Annotated in this window: 13 protein-coding genes; 12 read left to right on the top strand and 1 reads right to left on the bottom strand. The window is 39.3% G+C overall.

Going from position 1 to position 15,305, the window contains the following annotated elements:
* The first annotated feature begins 52 nt into the window (after window positions 1–52).
* The 7 genes from pdhA (at window position 53) to FC89_RS08380 (ending at window position 7,921) form a co-directional block, all read left to right on the top strand.
* Window positions 53–1,153: a pyruvate dehydrogenase (acetyl-transferring) E1 component subunit alpha gene (gene pdhA / locus FC89_RS08410; protein ID WP_057872113.1), complete on the top strand. Its 1,101-nt coding sequence runs from the start codon at window positions 53–55 to the stop codon at window positions 1,151–1,153.
* A 2-nt stretch (window positions 1,154–1,155) separates the two neighbouring features.
* Window positions 1,156–2,133 carry an alpha-ketoacid dehydrogenase subunit beta gene (locus FC89_RS08405; protein WP_057872112.1) on the top strand — a complete coding sequence of 326 codons (978 nt, stop codon included), beginning with the start codon at window positions 1,156–1,158 and terminating at the stop codon, window positions 2,131–2,133.
* A 12-nt stretch (window positions 2,134–2,145) separates the two neighbouring features.
* Window positions 2,146–3,426 carry a dihydrolipoamide acetyltransferase family protein gene (locus FC89_RS08400; RefSeq protein ID WP_057872111.1) on the top strand — a complete coding sequence of 427 codons (1,281 nt, stop codon included), beginning with the start codon at window positions 2,146–2,148 and terminating at the stop codon, window positions 3,424–3,426.
* Window positions 3,427–3,433: 7 nt separating this feature from the next.
* Window positions 3,434–4,840, top strand: coding sequence for a dihydrolipoyl dehydrogenase (gene lpdA / locus FC89_RS08395; RefSeq protein ID WP_057872110.1), 1,407 nt, complete (start codon window positions 3,434–3,436; stop codon window positions 4,838–4,840).
* Between the two features lie 27 nt (window positions 4,841–4,867).
* Entirely contained in the window at window positions 4,868–5,881 is a 1,014-nt protein-coding gene (locus FC89_RS08390) for a lipoate--protein ligase (RefSeq protein WP_057872109.1), read from the top strand.
* 62 nt (window positions 5,882–5,943) lie between these two features.
* Complete coding sequence (locus tag FC89_RS08385; RefSeq protein WP_057872108.1) at window positions 5,944–7,083, top strand: SGNH/GDSL hydrolase family protein; 1,140 nt, start codon at window positions 5,944–5,946, stop codon at window positions 7,081–7,083.
* Between the two features lie 64 nt (window positions 7,084–7,147).
* Window positions 7,148–7,921: an epoxyqueuosine reductase QueH gene (locus FC89_RS08380; RefSeq protein WP_057872107.1), complete on the top strand. Its 774-nt coding sequence runs from the start codon at window positions 7,148–7,150 to the stop codon at window positions 7,919–7,921.
* A gap of 106 nt (window positions 7,922–8,027) precedes the next feature.
* Here FC89_RS08380 and FC89_RS08375 read toward each other — a convergent pair whose 3' ends face one another.
* On the bottom strand, window positions 8,028–9,380 hold the full coding sequence (locus FC89_RS08375) for a DHA2 family efflux MFS transporter permease subunit (protein ID WP_057872106.1): 1,353 nt from the start codon (window positions 9,378–9,380) through the stop codon (window positions 8,028–8,030).
* A 278-nt stretch (window positions 9,381–9,658) separates the two neighbouring features.
* Between FC89_RS08375 and FC89_RS08370 the strand changes: the two genes are divergently transcribed.
* The 5 genes from FC89_RS08370 to FC89_RS08350 all read left to right on the top strand — a co-directional run bounded on the left by FC89_RS08370 (window position 9,659) and on the right by FC89_RS08350 (window position 15,253).
* Complete coding sequence (locus tag FC89_RS08370; protein WP_057872105.1) at window positions 9,659–9,928, top strand: ACT domain-containing protein; 270 nt, start codon at window positions 9,659–9,661, stop codon at window positions 9,926–9,928.
* A gap of 13 nt (window positions 9,929–9,941) precedes the next feature.
* Entirely contained in the window at window positions 9,942–11,285 is a 1,344-nt protein-coding gene (locus FC89_RS08365; protein ID WP_057872104.1) for a PFL family protein, read from the top strand.
* A gap of 331 nt (window positions 11,286–11,616) precedes the next feature.
* The gene (locus FC89_RS08360) at window positions 11,617–12,372 is read left to right on the top strand and encodes a DeoR/GlpR family DNA-binding transcription regulator (protein ID WP_057872103.1); all 756 of its coding nucleotides are present in this window, start codon (window positions 11,617–11,619) and stop codon (window positions 12,370–12,372) included.
* Window positions 12,369–13,286 (top strand): 1-phosphofructokinase, encoded by a 918-nt coding sequence (gene pfkB / locus FC89_RS08355; protein ID WP_057872102.1) that lies wholly within the window; start codon window positions 12,369–12,371, stop codon window positions 13,284–13,286. The genes FC89_RS08360 and pfkB overlap by 4 nt, the downstream gene beginning before the upstream one ends.
* Window positions 13,287–13,300: 14 nt before the next feature.
* Window positions 13,301–15,253 (top strand): PTS fructose transporter subunit IIABC, encoded by a 1,953-nt coding sequence (locus FC89_RS08350; protein ID WP_057872101.1) that lies wholly within the window; start codon window positions 13,301–13,303, stop codon window positions 15,251–15,253.
* The last annotated feature ends 52 nt before the right edge of the window (window positions 15,254–15,305 follow it).

Raw genomic sequence — 15,305 nt, 5'->3', positions numbered from 1 at the left:
GGTACTATGGTTTTGACTTTTAGATGTTAAGCAATTTAAGGAGGTTGGGCAAATGTCTCAAAACATTATTGATTTTAGCCAACTGGATAAACTAGCTAAAGAGTTTAAGACAGTTAAAGTTTTAAATGAAGACGGTAAAATTATTAACAAAGATTGGGAACCAGATCTAAGTGATGATCAGTTAAAAGAGCTGTTTCATCAGATGGTTTGGTCACGAACATTAGATGAACGTTCGACAAAATTAAATCGCCAAGGGCGGCTGGGCTTTTATGCACCTACAGCCGGTGAAGAAGCCAGTCAGATCGCTTCAAATTTTGCGTTGGATAAAGCCGATTTCCTCTTACCGGCTTATCGTGATGTCCCACAATTGGTACGACACGGATTACCTTTGTATAAAGCTTTTCTTTGGTCAAGAGGACATGTTGATGGCAATAAATATCCAGCTGATTTGGCAGCTTTACCACCACAAATTATTATTGGGGCACAGTATGTCCAAGCAGCTGGAGTTGCTTTGGGAATTAAATTAAAAGACCAGCGCCAAGTAGCTTATACTTATACTGGTGATGGTGGTACATCCCAAGGTGATTTCTATGAAGGAATTAATTTTGCTGGTGCCTTTAAAGCCCCAGCCATTTTCATTGTTCAAAATAATGGCTTTGCGATTTCAGTACCGCGTAACAAGCAGACTGCAGCACCAACACTGGCTCAAAAGGCTGTTGCTGCAGGAATTCCGGGAGTTCAAGTTGACGGCATGGATGCTTTGGCAGTTTATAAAGTAACTAAGGAAGCACGTGACTATGCTGTTGCTGGCAACGGACCAGTTTTAATTGAAACTTTGACTTATCGTTATGGACCACATACGCTTTCTGGTGATGATCCTAAACGTTATCGGACTAAGGAAACGGATGATTTATGGCATCAAAGGGATCCGTTAGTTAGAATGCGTAAGTACTTAACAGCTAAGGGACTTTGGACACAAGCAGAAGAAGACAGTTGGATCGAAGAAACACGTAATGAAATTAATGAAGCAATTAATAAAGTTGAGAATATGCCAAAACAAAAAATTAGTGAATATTTGCAAAATACTTTTGTAGATTCACCGGTAGAAATTCAACAAGAAATTGAACGTTATACGGCAAAGGAGGCTGATTGATCATGACAAAAACTACGTTGATTAAAGCAATCACGGCAGCAATGGATGAAGAATTGGCTCGCGATGAGAAAGTGCTTGTTTTTGGTGAAGATGTTGGCAAAAATGGTGGAGTTTTCCGGGCAACAGATGGTTTACAAAAAACTCACGGCGCTCAGCGGGTATTTGATACACCATTGGCAGAATCGGGAATTATTGGATTGAGTACTGGTTTGGCATTGAAAGGTTTTCGACCGGTACCGGAAATCCAATTCTTTGGTTTTGTCTATGAAGCAATGGATGAGATCGCTGGCCAGTTGGCACGAATTAGATTTCGTTTGGGAGGCACCCGTAAGATGCCGATCACGATTCGCGCTCCATTTGGCGGCGGGGTGCATACACCGGAATTGCACGCTGATAGCTTAGAGGGATTGATTGCTCAGGTTCCAGGTCTGCGAGTAGTAATCCCAAGTAATCCGTATGATGCAAAGGGATTGCTGATTTCGGCAATCCGGTCAGATGATCCGGTCTTTTTCTTGGAACATATGAAATTATATCGTTCAATTAAGGCAGAAGTTCCAGATGAAGCTTATACAATTCCGTTAGATCAAGCGGCAATTGCTCGTGAAGGTCAGGATGTATCATTGATTAGTTATGGTGCAATGGTTCAAGAATGTTTAAAAGCAAGCGATGAACTGGCTAAAGCCGGAATTTCTGCTGAAGTCGTTGACTTACGAACGATCTCACCGTTAGATGAAAAGACAATTTTAGCTTCTGTTGAAAAAACCAGTCGGGCAATTGTTGTTCAAGAAGCGCCAAAACAAGCTGGAATCGGTGCGCAGGTAGCAGCATTGATTGCTGAAAAAGGTATTTTATATTTAAATGCCCCAATTGGCCGAATTACGGCACCAAATACGCCATATCCATTTAGTGAGGCGGAAAGTGATTGGCTACCAAACAAAAATGACATTATCGCTAAAGCTAAAGAAATTATGGCATACTAGGAGGCAGATCAGATGAGCACATATCAATTCAAATTACCAGATATTGGTGAAGGAATTTCAGAAGGAACGATTGCTAAATGGTACGTTAAACCAGGCGATCAGTTAAAAGAAGATGATGACTTATTAGAAATTGAAAATGATAAATCAGTCGAAGAAATTCCGGCACCGGTTTCGGGAACAATTAAGCAGATTTTAGTAGATGAAGGCGAAACAGCAGAAGTCGGACAAGTTTTAGTTGAATTTGAAGTGGCCGGAGAAGTACCAGCAGCGGCAGCAACTACGGCAACAGCACCAGAAACGGAAACCAGCACAGCTTCAACAGCAGCCGCAAAACCAGAAACTGAGCCAGCGGTTACTAAACCAACTTTGCAACCTCGTGATACTAGTTTACCGGTATTAGCTATGCCAGCAGTGAGAGCTTATGCACGTGAAAAGGCAGTTGATCTAACAAAATTGAGTGGCACTGGCAATCATGGGCAGATTACCAAAGCTGATGTTGATCAATTCTTGCAAAATGGTGTTGTCCAAGCAGATCAAGCAGCTGATACGACCCAAGCAGCGGCACCATCATTACCGCCGACTAGTGAAGCTTGGCCGGAAACTCGTGAAAAAATGTCAGGAATTCGAAAGGCTACTGCTAAAGCAATGATTCGCAGTAAACAGCAAATTCCACATGTAACGGTCTTTGATGAAGCAATTGTCGATAAACTGTGGGATCATCGAAAGAAGTACAAGCAATTAGCAGCCGATAAGGGAGTTCATCTGACTTTCTTAGCTTATGTCGTAAAAGCTTTAAGTTTGGTTATGAAAGAATATCCAATTTTTAATTCACAAGTTGATATGGATAGTCAAGAGATTGTTCATCGTGAATATATTAATGTGGGTGTAGCAACTGATACTGATCGTGGATTGTTTGTGCCTAATATTAAGCATGCTGATCAGTTGAGCCTGTTTGATATTGCACGCGAAATCAGTGCAAATACTCAGAAAGCTAAAGATGGCAAATTAGGCAGTGAGGACATGAAACATACAGGGATGTCGATCACTAATATTGGTTCAATTGGTGGTGGTTTCTTTACACCGGTAATCAATTGGCCAGAAGTCGCAATTCTTGGCTTGGGTCGAATCACTAAAGAGCCGGTTGCAGTTGCTGATCAAGTACAGTTGGCTTATGTCATGAAACTGTCATTGTCATTTGATCATCGAGTAATTGATGGTGCAACTGCTCAACGGGCTATGAATCGTTTCAAGGAATTATTGTCGGATCCAGAGTTATTATTAATGGAAGGGTGAGCAGAAAATGGTTGTAGGAGATTTCGCAATTGATTTAGATACAGTCGTAATTGGCGCCGGCCCTGGTGGATATGTAGCAGCTATTCGGGCGGCAGAAAAAGGTCAAAAAGTTACAGTAATTGAACGTGAATTTATTGGTGGCGTTTGTTTGAATGTCGGCTGTATTCCATCAAAAGCTTTGATTGAAGCTGCTCATCGTTATCAAAAAGCTATGAATTCGGCGGAAATGGGATTACGAATTACCGCCGCAACACTTGATTTTAAACAGACTCAGACTTGGAAACAAGAAAGTGTAGTTAATAAGTTAACTGGTGGAGTGGCCAGCCTTTTTAAAAAGCATAAAATTGATGTTATCTGGGGCAGTGCTTTTTTGAAAGATGATCATAGCTTACGAGTGATTAAAGACGATTCAGCTCAGACTTACACTTTTAATAACTTGATTTTGGCAACTGGCAGTCATCCCATTGAAATTCCAAATTTCAAATTTGAAAAACGAGTTTTAGACTCGACCGGAGCCTTGAGTTTACAAGAAGTTCCCAAAGATTTAATCGTGGTCGGTGGCGGATATATCGGCTGCGAATTGGCTTCTGTTTATGCTAATTTGGGAGCCCACGTTTCAATTTTAGAAGGTACTGACCGAATTCTGGCGAATTATGAACGTGATTTGGTTTCAGTTGTTGAACATCATTTCAGTAAACAAAAAGTTGATATTTATACTAAAGCAATGGCAAGAAAAGCAGAACAAACAGCTGATGGGGTCAAGATTACCTTTGAAGTTGCTGGTGAAGAAAAGCAGTTGCAAGCTGATTATTGCATTGTTTGTGTTGGTCGCCGGGCTAATACAGCAGATATGGGTTTAGAACATGTTGGAATTGATATTGATCAACGAGGGCTGATCAAAGTTGATGCTCAAGGAAGAACCAGCGTAAATAACATTTATGCAATTGGCGATATTGTTCCGGGAGCAGCATTGGCTCATAAAGCAAGCTATGAAGGCAAGGTCGCAGCTGAAGCAATTTCAGGTTCGAAGGCAGTAATTGATTATCGCGCTATGCCGGCAGTTTGCTATACTGATAGCGAAATTGCGACAACAGGTCTGACAATGGCTGAAGCTAAAGAACAGGGCCTGCAACCAGAAAAAGCTCAATTCCCGTTTGCTGCTAACGGCCGGGCAATTTCTATGAACAGTACTGATGGGTTTATTCGTTTAGTGTTTGAGAAAGATAGTCATCAGCTGTTAGGCGCGCAAATTGTTGGACCAAATGCTAGTGATTTGATTACCGAATTGACATTAGCGGTAGAAACCGGCACGACGGTTGAAGATATTGCTTTGACCATTCATCCGCATCCAAGTATTAGCGAAGCGGTCATGGATGCTGCTGATGTTGGTTTGAAATTACCAATCAATATTTAAAAAAAACTGGTAAGAGGGCGTGATAAAGTGCAGTATTTGGCAATGCGTAGTTATGATATTCGACAAAATTTGGCGACTGAACAGTATTTGATGAACAATGATAAAATCAAGCTACCGATGGTTTTGTTTTACATTGAAAAACCATGTGTGATTGTTGGTCGAAACCAAAACACAATTGAAGAAATCGATCAAAAATATTGTCGCGAACATCAAGTAACTGTTACGCGACGGTTATCAGGTGGAGGTGCAATGTACCAAGACTTGGGCAATTTGTGTTTTAGTTTTATTGTTGATGCTAATAGTCATCAATTTGGTGATTTTAAAACGATGGTGGCACCAATCGTTAATGCACTGCATGAGATGGGAGTCACTGGAGCTGAGGTTACCGGCCGAAATGACATTGTGGTCGATGGTAAGAAATTTTCAGGAAATGCGATGTATACTCGTGGGGGAAAAACCTTTTCTCATGGAACTTTGATGCTTGATGTTGATACCGCTGAAGTTGCGAAGGCTTTGCAGGTTCCACAAGATAAAATCGAATCTAAGGGTATTAAATCAGTTCGAAGCCGAGTAACAAATTTGCGGCCATATTTAGCGGAGGAGTATCGAGGAATAACAACGGAAGAATTTCGTGATTTGCTGATTATGAAATTACTGGGAGTTGATAATTTAACGGCTGCCAAGAAGCAAGAGTACCAATTGACTTCAGCGGATGAACAGCAAATTGCTGCACTACAGCAGCAATATTACAATAACTGGGATTGGGTCTATGGGCAATCACCTAAATTTACAGTTCAAAAGCGGCGGCATTTTGATAGCGGAACGATTGATGCCCGAATTTTGGTCGAAAAGGGTCATATAAAGACTATCAGATTTTTTGGCGATTTCTTTGGAACAAACGATGTTCATGAACTAGAAATTAAATTACAGGGAATTGCGTATAATGAAGCTGAGATTGCCCGGATATTAAATGAAGCTGATTTAAACAGTTATTTCCAAGGAATCCCACGGCAAAAGGTTATTGAGTTACTGGCAGATTAAAAAAATGCAGTGAAGTGCAGACTTTGCTGCATTTTTTATGTAAAGGGAGGACGTTAAAAAAGATGCACTGGCAAATAGCTTGGTATCACCAAATTAACGATTTCAGTTCTTTACCGGTAACATTACCAGAATTGACTGAAATTATCCAAGTGACTAGCAACTTAAATGGTGGGGAACTACGGATAACATTAACCAATCAGTTTGGCCGACAGCCTTTGATTTTTGATCGAATCGAGGTTGGCCTTGATCCATTGTTTCATGTGAAACAGCCATTGATTTTTCACAACAGTCAAGTATTTAAAATCCCAGTCGGACAAATAATTAGTAGTGATCCTTGTCAATTACCGGTTCATTCAGGACAAAAATTGTATTTTCGAATCAGCAGCAGTTTCAAGCAAACATATTGCGATTTTGCAAGTACCTACAATACCGAATTAACTAATACCAGCTTAGTTCGTCGCTGTGATCATTTGCCGACACTCAGAACAACTTTTAATGCTCGCCGTGGTTGGTTTAGTTTAGCACAAGTCGACATTTTAAGCGGCACAAGTGCTAAAATAATTGAATTTACTGGTGATTCTTTGACTGAAATGGGGTTGATTTCAGATAGTCTGACCAAGATGCTGTATGCTAAATATCCAAAACAATTAACGATTTTAAATTCGGGTATTTCCGGCAACCGATTAATATGGGATGCACCACAAGATCAACCGTTATATCAAACTTTTGGCCCAAGTCTGCAGACAAGATTGCCAAAACTTTTACACCAGCATCATCCAGCAGTGGTAATTTGTTTTGCTGGTGGAAATGACTTAATGTTGCCATTAATTAGCCAACAAGCGTTAAGTCAACAAGTAATGGCACCACAATTTATGGCTCATGTTGAGCAGTTGTATAAGTTAGTTGAAGTTAATAACAGTCAGCTGATCTTCAGTGATTTATTGCCATTTAAACTAAGTCATGGTCAGGTTCACCATTCAATGGCATATGATCAAGCTTTAGCGACTAGGCAAAAAATCAACTGGCACTTAGCTCAGCACACAGGAATTTTTGCCAGCACAGCTACAGCAGTGGTTGATAAAAACCAATTAGTTGCTACTTATGATTTGGGTGACCATCTTCATCTCAACAAAACGGGAGGGCAATTGTTGGCTCAGCAACTATTACCAGTAGTTGAAAAAATTATTGCCGTAGATCAATAATTGCTAGCAGCCGCCGGCAGGTATATACTTAACAACAGAAAATCTGAGAGGACGAGTAGTAAGAATGATTGATTTGCATGAATTTTTGGATAAAATGAATCCTAATCAAAAAATAAACTATGATAAAATTTTGCAAAAAATGATTAAAAATTGGCAGATTAATAATCAGCGACCTAAAATAATGCTGCATAGCTGCTGTGCACCGTGTAGTACGTATACCTTGGAATATCTAACAAAATATGCAGATGTAACGATCTATTATGCTAATTCAAATATTCATCCGCGAGCAGAATACCAACGGCGCGAATATGTTCAACAAAAGTTTATTCATGATTTTAATCAACGAACGGGAAACCAAGTTAAATTCATTGCCGCACCTTATCAGCCGCAAGCATATTTTGAAAATGTTCGCGGTCTAGAAAAAGAACCCGAAGGCGGTAAACGCTGTCGGGCTTGTTTTACTTATCGGCTTGATTTGGTAGCTGCTAAGGCAGTTGAACTGGGTTTTGATTATTTTGGCAGTACTTTAACCATTAGTCCACATAAAAACTCTCAGGTAATTAATAGTGTCGGAATCGAAGTTCAAAATTTCTATGCTACACAATATTTGCCTAGTGACTTTAAAAAAAATAACGGTTATCATCGTTCGGTTGAAATGTGTCATGAATATGATGTTTATCGTCAATGCTACTGTGGTTGTATTTTTGCTGCCAAAGCGCAAGGAATTAATTTACCACAAATTAGACAAGAAGCTTTGAAATTTATGGCAGGTAAAGATGGAGCACGAGAATTTCCGGAAATCAGATTTGTTTATCATGACCAAGAAGTATTAGAATAAGCTATTTTCTTTGAAAGAACTAGTAATTGTTGTCATTCTTACATTAAAATATAAATTTTAGCAGTTTAAATCTTTAGCTTGAATTAGTTATTCAGTTCAGCAAGGTTTAAGCTGATTTTTGTTTGAGATAATATTTAAAGGTCAATGCCATGATAAAGAGTAGTCCAAATGTAAATAAAATAGACCAGTGAACACCTTGAGTAAGTGATGCAGGAATGTCAGCCAAGACGACCATTAAAGTTGTCGAAACTGAGCCGGCGACTTGCCGTAAAGCATTATTCAAAGCAGTGGCGTGACTGATATTTGCCGGAGCAATATCAACAAAAGCTTCCGACATGGCTGGTGAAAATACACAAGAATTACCAATCATTCGGATCATGTATGCTATAACGATCAACCAGATGGGGGTAGTTTTAGTCATAAACAATAACGGAATGGCTGCCAGTACCATTAAACTGATACCGCATAAAATTAAGCGTTTGGCACCGTGAGCATCATAGTAGCGACCTGCCCAAGCAGCAAAAACAGCATTAGCTAATGCACCGGGAAGTAAAATTAATCCGGCTTGCATACTATTAAGGCCCACTACTTTTTCGACAAAAATCGGGATAATTTGCTCAGTACCAATTAAAACCATAAATGCCAGCATGCCGACTAGCGTCATTAATGAAAATGAAGGCAATTTAGCTATTTCAATTCGCAATAAAGGCTGTTTTAATTGCAATTGGCGTTTCCCGAAAATATAAAGTAAACCAGAGCCGATTAATAAAGCAGCTAATCCAATTAAAAATCCTTGTTCAAATAAGGTTAAACTGGCTAAGGCTGAACTTGAGCCGATTAATAGCAAAAAGACGGACACCATATCAATTTTTAAGGGCTTAGGTTGAGAGAAATTAGGAAAAGTAATTAAACCGACTATCCATAAAATAATAAATAGTGGCAGAACTAAAATAAACAAATAATGCCAATTGAAGAAATCAAGGATTAAACCAGAAATCGTTGGTCCCAACGCAGGACCAGAAGCAACTACTAAACCGGACATTCCTAAGATGGTGCCGCGTTTATCCGGAGGGAAGATAACAACTAACGTAGTCATTTGAAATGACATGATAATTCCGCCAGCAACAGCCTGTAGAATTCGAGCCATTAGTAAGATTGCAAATGAATGAGCAATACTTCCCAAAAAGGTTCCAATAATAAATAAGCCAGTAGTTGATAAAAATAATTGCCGGTTAGTAAACTTCTCATATAAGTTAGACGAAAGCGGAGTGATGATTCCGATAATTAAAATGTAGCCAGTTGTCAGCCACTGAGCTTGAGTCAAGGGAACATGCATCTCTTGCTGAATGACGGGCAGAGCGGTTACCATCATTGTTTGACTGGTAAGGGATAAAAAAGAGGCGACTAATAAAACAGCAGTTACCACTGCTCGTTTTTGTTGACTAAGTTGTTTGATCATTGAGTGAACCTGCTTCCTAAAATTAACGTATCACTACTCATTTTACGTAGTTAAACTGAAAAATTCAAGCAAAGAACTAGCAAATCCTGAACAACTATCAAAAAAAGTAACTTATCATTCAGGCTGATAAAAAAATATTTTTCCGTTAGAGGTATAAAAAGCTGTTATAATAAGGATGATTAATTAGATAGTCTAAAAGTTTTCTTAAGCGGATTGCCATATAATTCGTGAAAAGCTATACTGAAAACTAATTTAACGTAATAATGGAGGTAGCTCTAATGAAAGCAATTCTAACTACAATCGGGAAAGACCAAGTTGGAATCATTGCCGGTGTGAGTCAGTTTTTAGCGAAAAAAGAAATTAATATTTTGGATGTTTCTCAAACAATTATGGATGGATATTTTACAATGATGATGATGGTTGAAATCCAGGGATCTCAGACCGATTTTACCGATCTAGCTCAAAAGTTAGCTGATCTGGGTAAAACGTTGGGGGTTGAAATCAAGATCAGACGTGAAGAAATTTATCATGCGATGCATCAATTGTAAGAGGAGCCGTTAGATGGAAACAAATAAAATTTTAGAAACAATTCATATGATTTCCGATGAGAAATTAGATATTCGGACGATTACAATGGGAATTTCTCTGCTTGATTGTATTGATAGTGATAGCGATCGGGCATGCGAACGGATTTATCAGAAAATCACTACCAAAGCGGCTAACTTGGTTAAAGTTGGTGAACAAATTGAAGCTGAATATGGGATACCGATTATTAATAAACGAATCTCGGTAACTCCAATTGCATTAATTGCGGCAGCTAGTTCAGATCAAAACTACTTTAAATATGCCCAAACATTAGATCGGGCTGCCAAGGCAGTTGGTGTTAATTTTATTGGTGGCTTTTCAGCATTGGTTCAAAAGGGATACCAAAGTGGTGATCGACGTCTGATCGCTTCATTGCCACAGGTGCTGGCTGAAACTGATCTAGTTTGTTCATCGGTCAATGTTGGTTCAACACGCAGTGGAATTAACATGGATGCGGTTGCTGAAATGGGTCGAATCGTTAAAGCTGCTGCTGAACGTTCGACAACGGCAAACACAAAATTGGTGGTTTTTTGTAATGCAGTTGAAGATAATCCGTTTATGGCTGGAGCCTTTCATGGAGTTGGAGAAGGTGACGCGGTCGTCAGTGTCGGTGTTAGTGGACCCGGTGTGGTTAAACATGCGCTGGAAAAAGTTAAAGGTGAGTCTTTAAATGTGGTGGCTGAAACTATTAAAAAAACAGCATTTAAAGTCACAAGAATGGGTCAATTAGTTGGGACGATCGCTTCAAAACGTCTGGGAGTTCCTTTTGGAATCGTTGATTTATCCTTAGCACCAACTCCGGCAGTTGGTGATTCAGTAGCTCAAATATTAGAAGAAATTGGTTTAGCTAAGGTCGGCACTCATGGTACTACTGCTGCTTTGGCTTTATTGAACGATGCAGTCAAAAAAGGTGGAATTATGGCATGCAGTCGAGTCGGTGGTCTATCTGGTGCTTTTATTCCGGTATCAGAAGATGCTGGAATGATTTCAGCAGTTGAAGCCGGTTCGTTAAATATCGAAAAACTGGAAGCAATGACAGCCGTTTGTTCAGTCGGATTGGATATGATCCCGATTCCAGGAGATACACCAGCTGAAACAATTGCGGCAATGATTGCTGATGAAGCGGCTATTGGAATGATTAATAATAAGACGACAGCGGTCAGAGTTTTACCGGTTAAAGGCAAAAAAGTTGGTGAAATGGTTGAATTTGGCGGTTTGATGGGTTATGCACCTGTTATGGCAGTTAATCCAGCTTCTTCAGCAACGATGATCAACCGTGGTGGTTCAATTCCGGCCCCAATTCATAGTTTTAAAAATTAGAATTGATTAAAGTTCAACTAGATGGTTGTAAATCTTTTATGTTAAACTAACAGAGCGTGGAACAGAGGAAAATTGTTCTAAGCTCTGTTTTTTGATTTGAAATTACAGTTTTTGACTTTTGCTGACTGATTATGAAGTGTTTTTTGACAGCTTTAATTCCTTATTTTCTTGATTGGCTATAAATATTCGGGTAAAATATGAGATAGTATGAAACCACAGGTCAGAAAACGCCAAATTAATTCATTTATTTGCAAAAACATGACTATTTTTGACTGATTATGATTGATTTTTAGATAACAGCATGATAAGATACTTAAGGAGGCTTTTGTAAGTGCTTGCAGAGGAACGACGCCAAATGATTTTAACAGCTTTAAAGGAAAAAAATATTTTAAAGTTGCAGGAAATTTGCGAATTAACTAATTGCTCTGAGTCTTCAGCTCGGAGGGATTTACAATTATTAGAACAGCAGGGTACTTTACTGCGGGTTCATGGGGGAGCGAAGGTTAAACATTCACTTCAACAAGAACCGGATATGACTGGTAAATCACTGGAAAATATCCAGCAGAAAAAGTTAATCGCTAAACAAGCAGCTGAATTGGTGAAAAAGGAAGATGTAATCTATCTGGATGCTGGAACGTCAACACTGGCGATGATCCAATATTTAAAGGCTGATTATCATTTAACGGTTGTTACCAACGGGGTAGTACATGCCTCTACGCTGGCAGATCGAAATATTCGAACTATTTTGATCGGTGGTGAGTTGAAAAATACTACTAAGGCAATTGTAGGGGTACAAACTGTTAGAGAGTTGCTTAAATATCGTTTTGATAAAGTATTTTTAGGAATGAACGGTATTCATATAAAATGTGGATTTACAACTCCTGATCCGGATGAAGCTGCAGTTAAAACAACAGCTAGTCTGCAAGGAAATCAAACTTATGTTTTGGCAGATGATTCAAAATTTTCACAGGTTTCTTTTGTTAAGGTGGCAGATTTAGCAGAAGCTACAATTATTACGAATAAATTGCCGCGGTCAGTTTTCAGCGAATACAGCAAGCAAACAAATATTCAGGAGGTTTCACTATGATTTACACGGTAACGGTCAATCCTTCAATTGATTATATCGTACAATTACCAGAATTAACGCTGGGTGAAGTTAATCGGATGTCTTACGATACTAAACTTCCCGGAGGTAAAGGAATCAATGTTTCGCGCATTCTGAAAGAACTGGGTCATAAAAATGTGGCTTTAGGTTTTGTCGGCGGATTTACCGGTGAGTTTGTAGAAAAGGCGTTGAAAGAAAAGGCGTTGACGACTAATTTTACTCACGTAGCAGCTGATACACGGATCAATGTTAAGATCAAGGCGCAAAATGAAACCGAGATCAATGGTCAAGGACCGCAATTAACTGATACAGAAATAGCTGAGTTTAAACAGCAGTTTGATCACTTAACAGCGGAAGATGTTGTTATTCTTTCTGGTAGCTTGGTTCCTAGTTTGACGACTGATTTTTATTTTGAATTAATTAAAATTATTCGCGAACATGGGGCAGGGTTTGTAATCGATACAACCGGTGAAAGCTTATTGCGGACGCTCAAGGAACATCCGCTAGTTGTTAAACCTAATCATCATGAATTAGCTGAATTGTTCAATGTTAAGTTAGATGGTTTAGCTGATATTGTAAAATATGGTCGCAAATTATTAGTAATGGGAGCAAAACATGTTTTGATTTCAATGGCTGGGGATGGTGGACTCTTGATCACTCCAGACGAGGTCTATTTCAGTCCGGCTCCCAAAGGCAAGGTTATTAATTCGGTTGGTGCCGGTGACTCAATGATCGGCGGTTTTGTTGGAACTTTTGCAGCAACTCATGATCCAGTTGAAAGTTTCCGCTATGGGTTAGCTTGCGGCAGTGCTACTGCCTTTTCGGAAGATTTAGCTGATCGTGCCAAAATTAATGAGATTTTGCCGCAGATCAAAATAAAAAAGTTTAAAGATTAAAGGAAGTGTTTTCAATGGATATTCGTGAATTGTTGTTAAAAGATGCAATGATTATGGACATGAAAGCTTCAACTAAAAAAGAAGCAATCGATGAAATGGTTCACCAGTATCATCAAGCTGGTGTAATTGATGATGAAGAACTCTATAAAAAAGATATTATAGCTCGAGAAGCACAATCAACTACAGGAATTGGTGATGGAATTGCTATGCCGCACGCTAAAGATAAGGCGGTAAAGCGAGCAACTGTAATGTTTGCTAAAAGTGCTAAGGGAATCGATTATGATGCTTTGGATGGGAATCCGGTTCATCTGTTCTTCATGATTGCCGCTCCAGAAGGCGCAAATAATACTCATTTACAGGCTTTAGCAGCTCTTTCAAGTTTATTGATTGATCCTAAATTGGTGGCAGCTTTGAAGAAAGCACAAACACCAGATGAAGTTCATCAATTATTTGCTGATGCCCAAGCGCAAAAAGAGGCCAAAGAAAAGGCAGATGCTGCCAAAAAGGCAAAGCAGACAACTGTTAAAGTTGATAATAAACCATATGTAGTTGCTGTTACGGCTTGCCCGACAGGAATTGCACATACCTATATGGCTGAAGAGTCGTTGAAAAAAACAGCCGAAGCAATGGGTGTTGATATCAAAGTTGAAACTAACGGTTCAGAAGGAGTTAAACATCAATTAACGGCTGATGAAATTAAACGAGCAGTTGGTGTTATTGTTGCAGCTGATAAAAAAGTTGAAATGACTCGTTTTGATGGCAAACCATTAGTTAACCGTCCGGTAGTTGATGGAATTAAAAAAGCTGAGCAGTTAATTAATGAAGCAGTTAAGGGTAATGCTCCGGTTTATCATGCAGCTGCAGGTGAAAGTACCACTGAAGATACTAGTGCGAATGGTAGTGCTTGGGGAGAAATTTACAAAGATTTAATGAACGGTATTTCGCATATGCTGCCATTTGTTGTCGGCGGTGGTATTTTAATGGCCTTATCTTTTGTTATTGAGCAATATTTTGGTGGTGCAAAATCATTACCGTTTATTTTCTTGAACAATGCTGGTAACTTAGCTTTTGCTTTCATGATTCCGGTTTTAGCAGGTTACATTGCTGAATCGATTGGTGATCGTCCGGCGTTGATGCCTGGGTTTGTTGGTGGCTTTATGGCGACCGTATATAGCGGATCTTTTGGCGGTGTTTATGTTGCTAATGTAATGACGGGGGCTAAAAGTTCAGCTGGATTTCTTGGCGGGATTGCTGCCGGCTTTATTGCAGGTTATTTAACGATCTTCTTGAAGAAGATTTTTGCAAAGCTGCCAAAATCATTGGAAGGCATGAAACCAATGCTTCTTTATCCGATTTTTGGTTTACTGTTGGTTGCTTTGATTATGTTCTTCATTGTTAACCCAATTTTCTCAGTTATTAATACATGGGTAACTATTTTCTTGAACCATATGGGAACAGGCAATGCTGTCTTATTAGGTGTAATTCTTGGCGGTATGATGTCGATTGATATGGGTGGTCCTTTCAACAAAGCAGCGTACGTATTTGCTGTTGCTGCCTTTACTTCAACTAAAAACGGTGATTTGATGGCGGCTGTTATGGCAGGTGGTATGGTACCACCGTTTGCGACTGCGATCGCAACTGCTTTCTGGCCGAAGAAATTTACGGATGATGAACGTAAGGCTGGGATTACTAACTGGGTATTAGGTTTCTCATTCATTACTGAAGGCGCAATTCCGTTTGCAACTGCTGACCCATTACATGTTATAGTTTCATGTATTTTAGGTTCAGCTGTTGCTGGTGGTTTAACTCAGTGGTGGCATGTAAGCGTTCCAGCACCGCATGGTGGCTTATGGGTAACTCCATTAGCAACTAATCCATTTGGTTACATTATTGCAGTTGTAATTGGTGCAATAATTGCTGGTGTTATACTTGGTTTCTGGCGTCCTGAAAAATCTAGAGTAAAATAAATTAATTTTATAAAAAAAGCACTTGGAACTTTTCAGTAAATTCCAGGTGTTT

This window comes from Liquorilactobacillus ghanensis DSM 18630 (genome assembly GCF_001435235.1).
Classification (GTDB): domain Bacteria; phylum Bacillota; class Bacilli; order Lactobacillales; family Lactobacillaceae; genus Liquorilactobacillus; species Liquorilactobacillus ghanensis.
This window is presented reverse-complemented; position numbering and strand designations above follow the sequence as displayed.

Excerpts from the sequence above, each read along its gene's own strand:
- pdhA (WP_057872113.1), top strand. The coding sequence starts at position 53 with ATGTCTCAAAACATTATTGATTTTAGCCAACTGGATAAACTAGCTAAA.
- FC89_RS08405 (WP_057872112.1), top strand. The coding sequence starts at position 1,156 with ATGACAAAAACTACGTTGATTAAAGCAATCACGGCAGCAATGGATGAA.
- FC89_RS08400 (WP_057872111.1), top strand. The coding sequence starts at position 2,146 with ATGAGCACATATCAATTCAAATTACCAGATATTGGTGAAGGAATTTCA.
- lpdA (WP_057872110.1), top strand. The coding sequence starts at position 3,434 with ATGGTTGTAGGAGATTTCGCAATTGATTTAGATACAGTCGTAATTGGC.
- FC89_RS08385 (WP_057872108.1), top strand. The coding sequence starts at position 5,944 with ATGCACTGGCAAATAGCTTGGTATCACCAAATTAACGATTTCAGTTCT.
- FC89_RS08380 (WP_057872107.1), top strand. The coding sequence starts at position 7,148 with ATGATTGATTTGCATGAATTTTTGGATAAAATGAATCCTAATCAAAAA.
- FC89_RS08375 (WP_057872106.1), bottom strand. The coding sequence starts at position 9,380 with ATGATCAAACAACTTAGTCAACAAAAACGAGCAGTGGTAACTGCTGTT.
- FC89_RS08370 (WP_057872105.1), top strand. The coding sequence starts at position 9,659 with ATGAAAGCAATTCTAACTACAATCGGGAAAGACCAAGTTGGAATCATT.
- FC89_RS08365 (WP_057872104.1), top strand. The coding sequence starts at position 9,942 with ATGGAAACAAATAAAATTTTAGAAACAATTCATATGATTTCCGATGAG.
- pfkB (WP_057872102.1), top strand. The coding sequence starts at position 12,369 with ATGATTTACACGGTAACGGTCAATCCTTCAATTGATTATATCGTACAA.
- FC89_RS08350 (WP_057872101.1), top strand. The coding sequence starts at position 13,301 with ATGGATATTCGTGAATTGTTGTTAAAAGATGCAATGATTATGGACATG.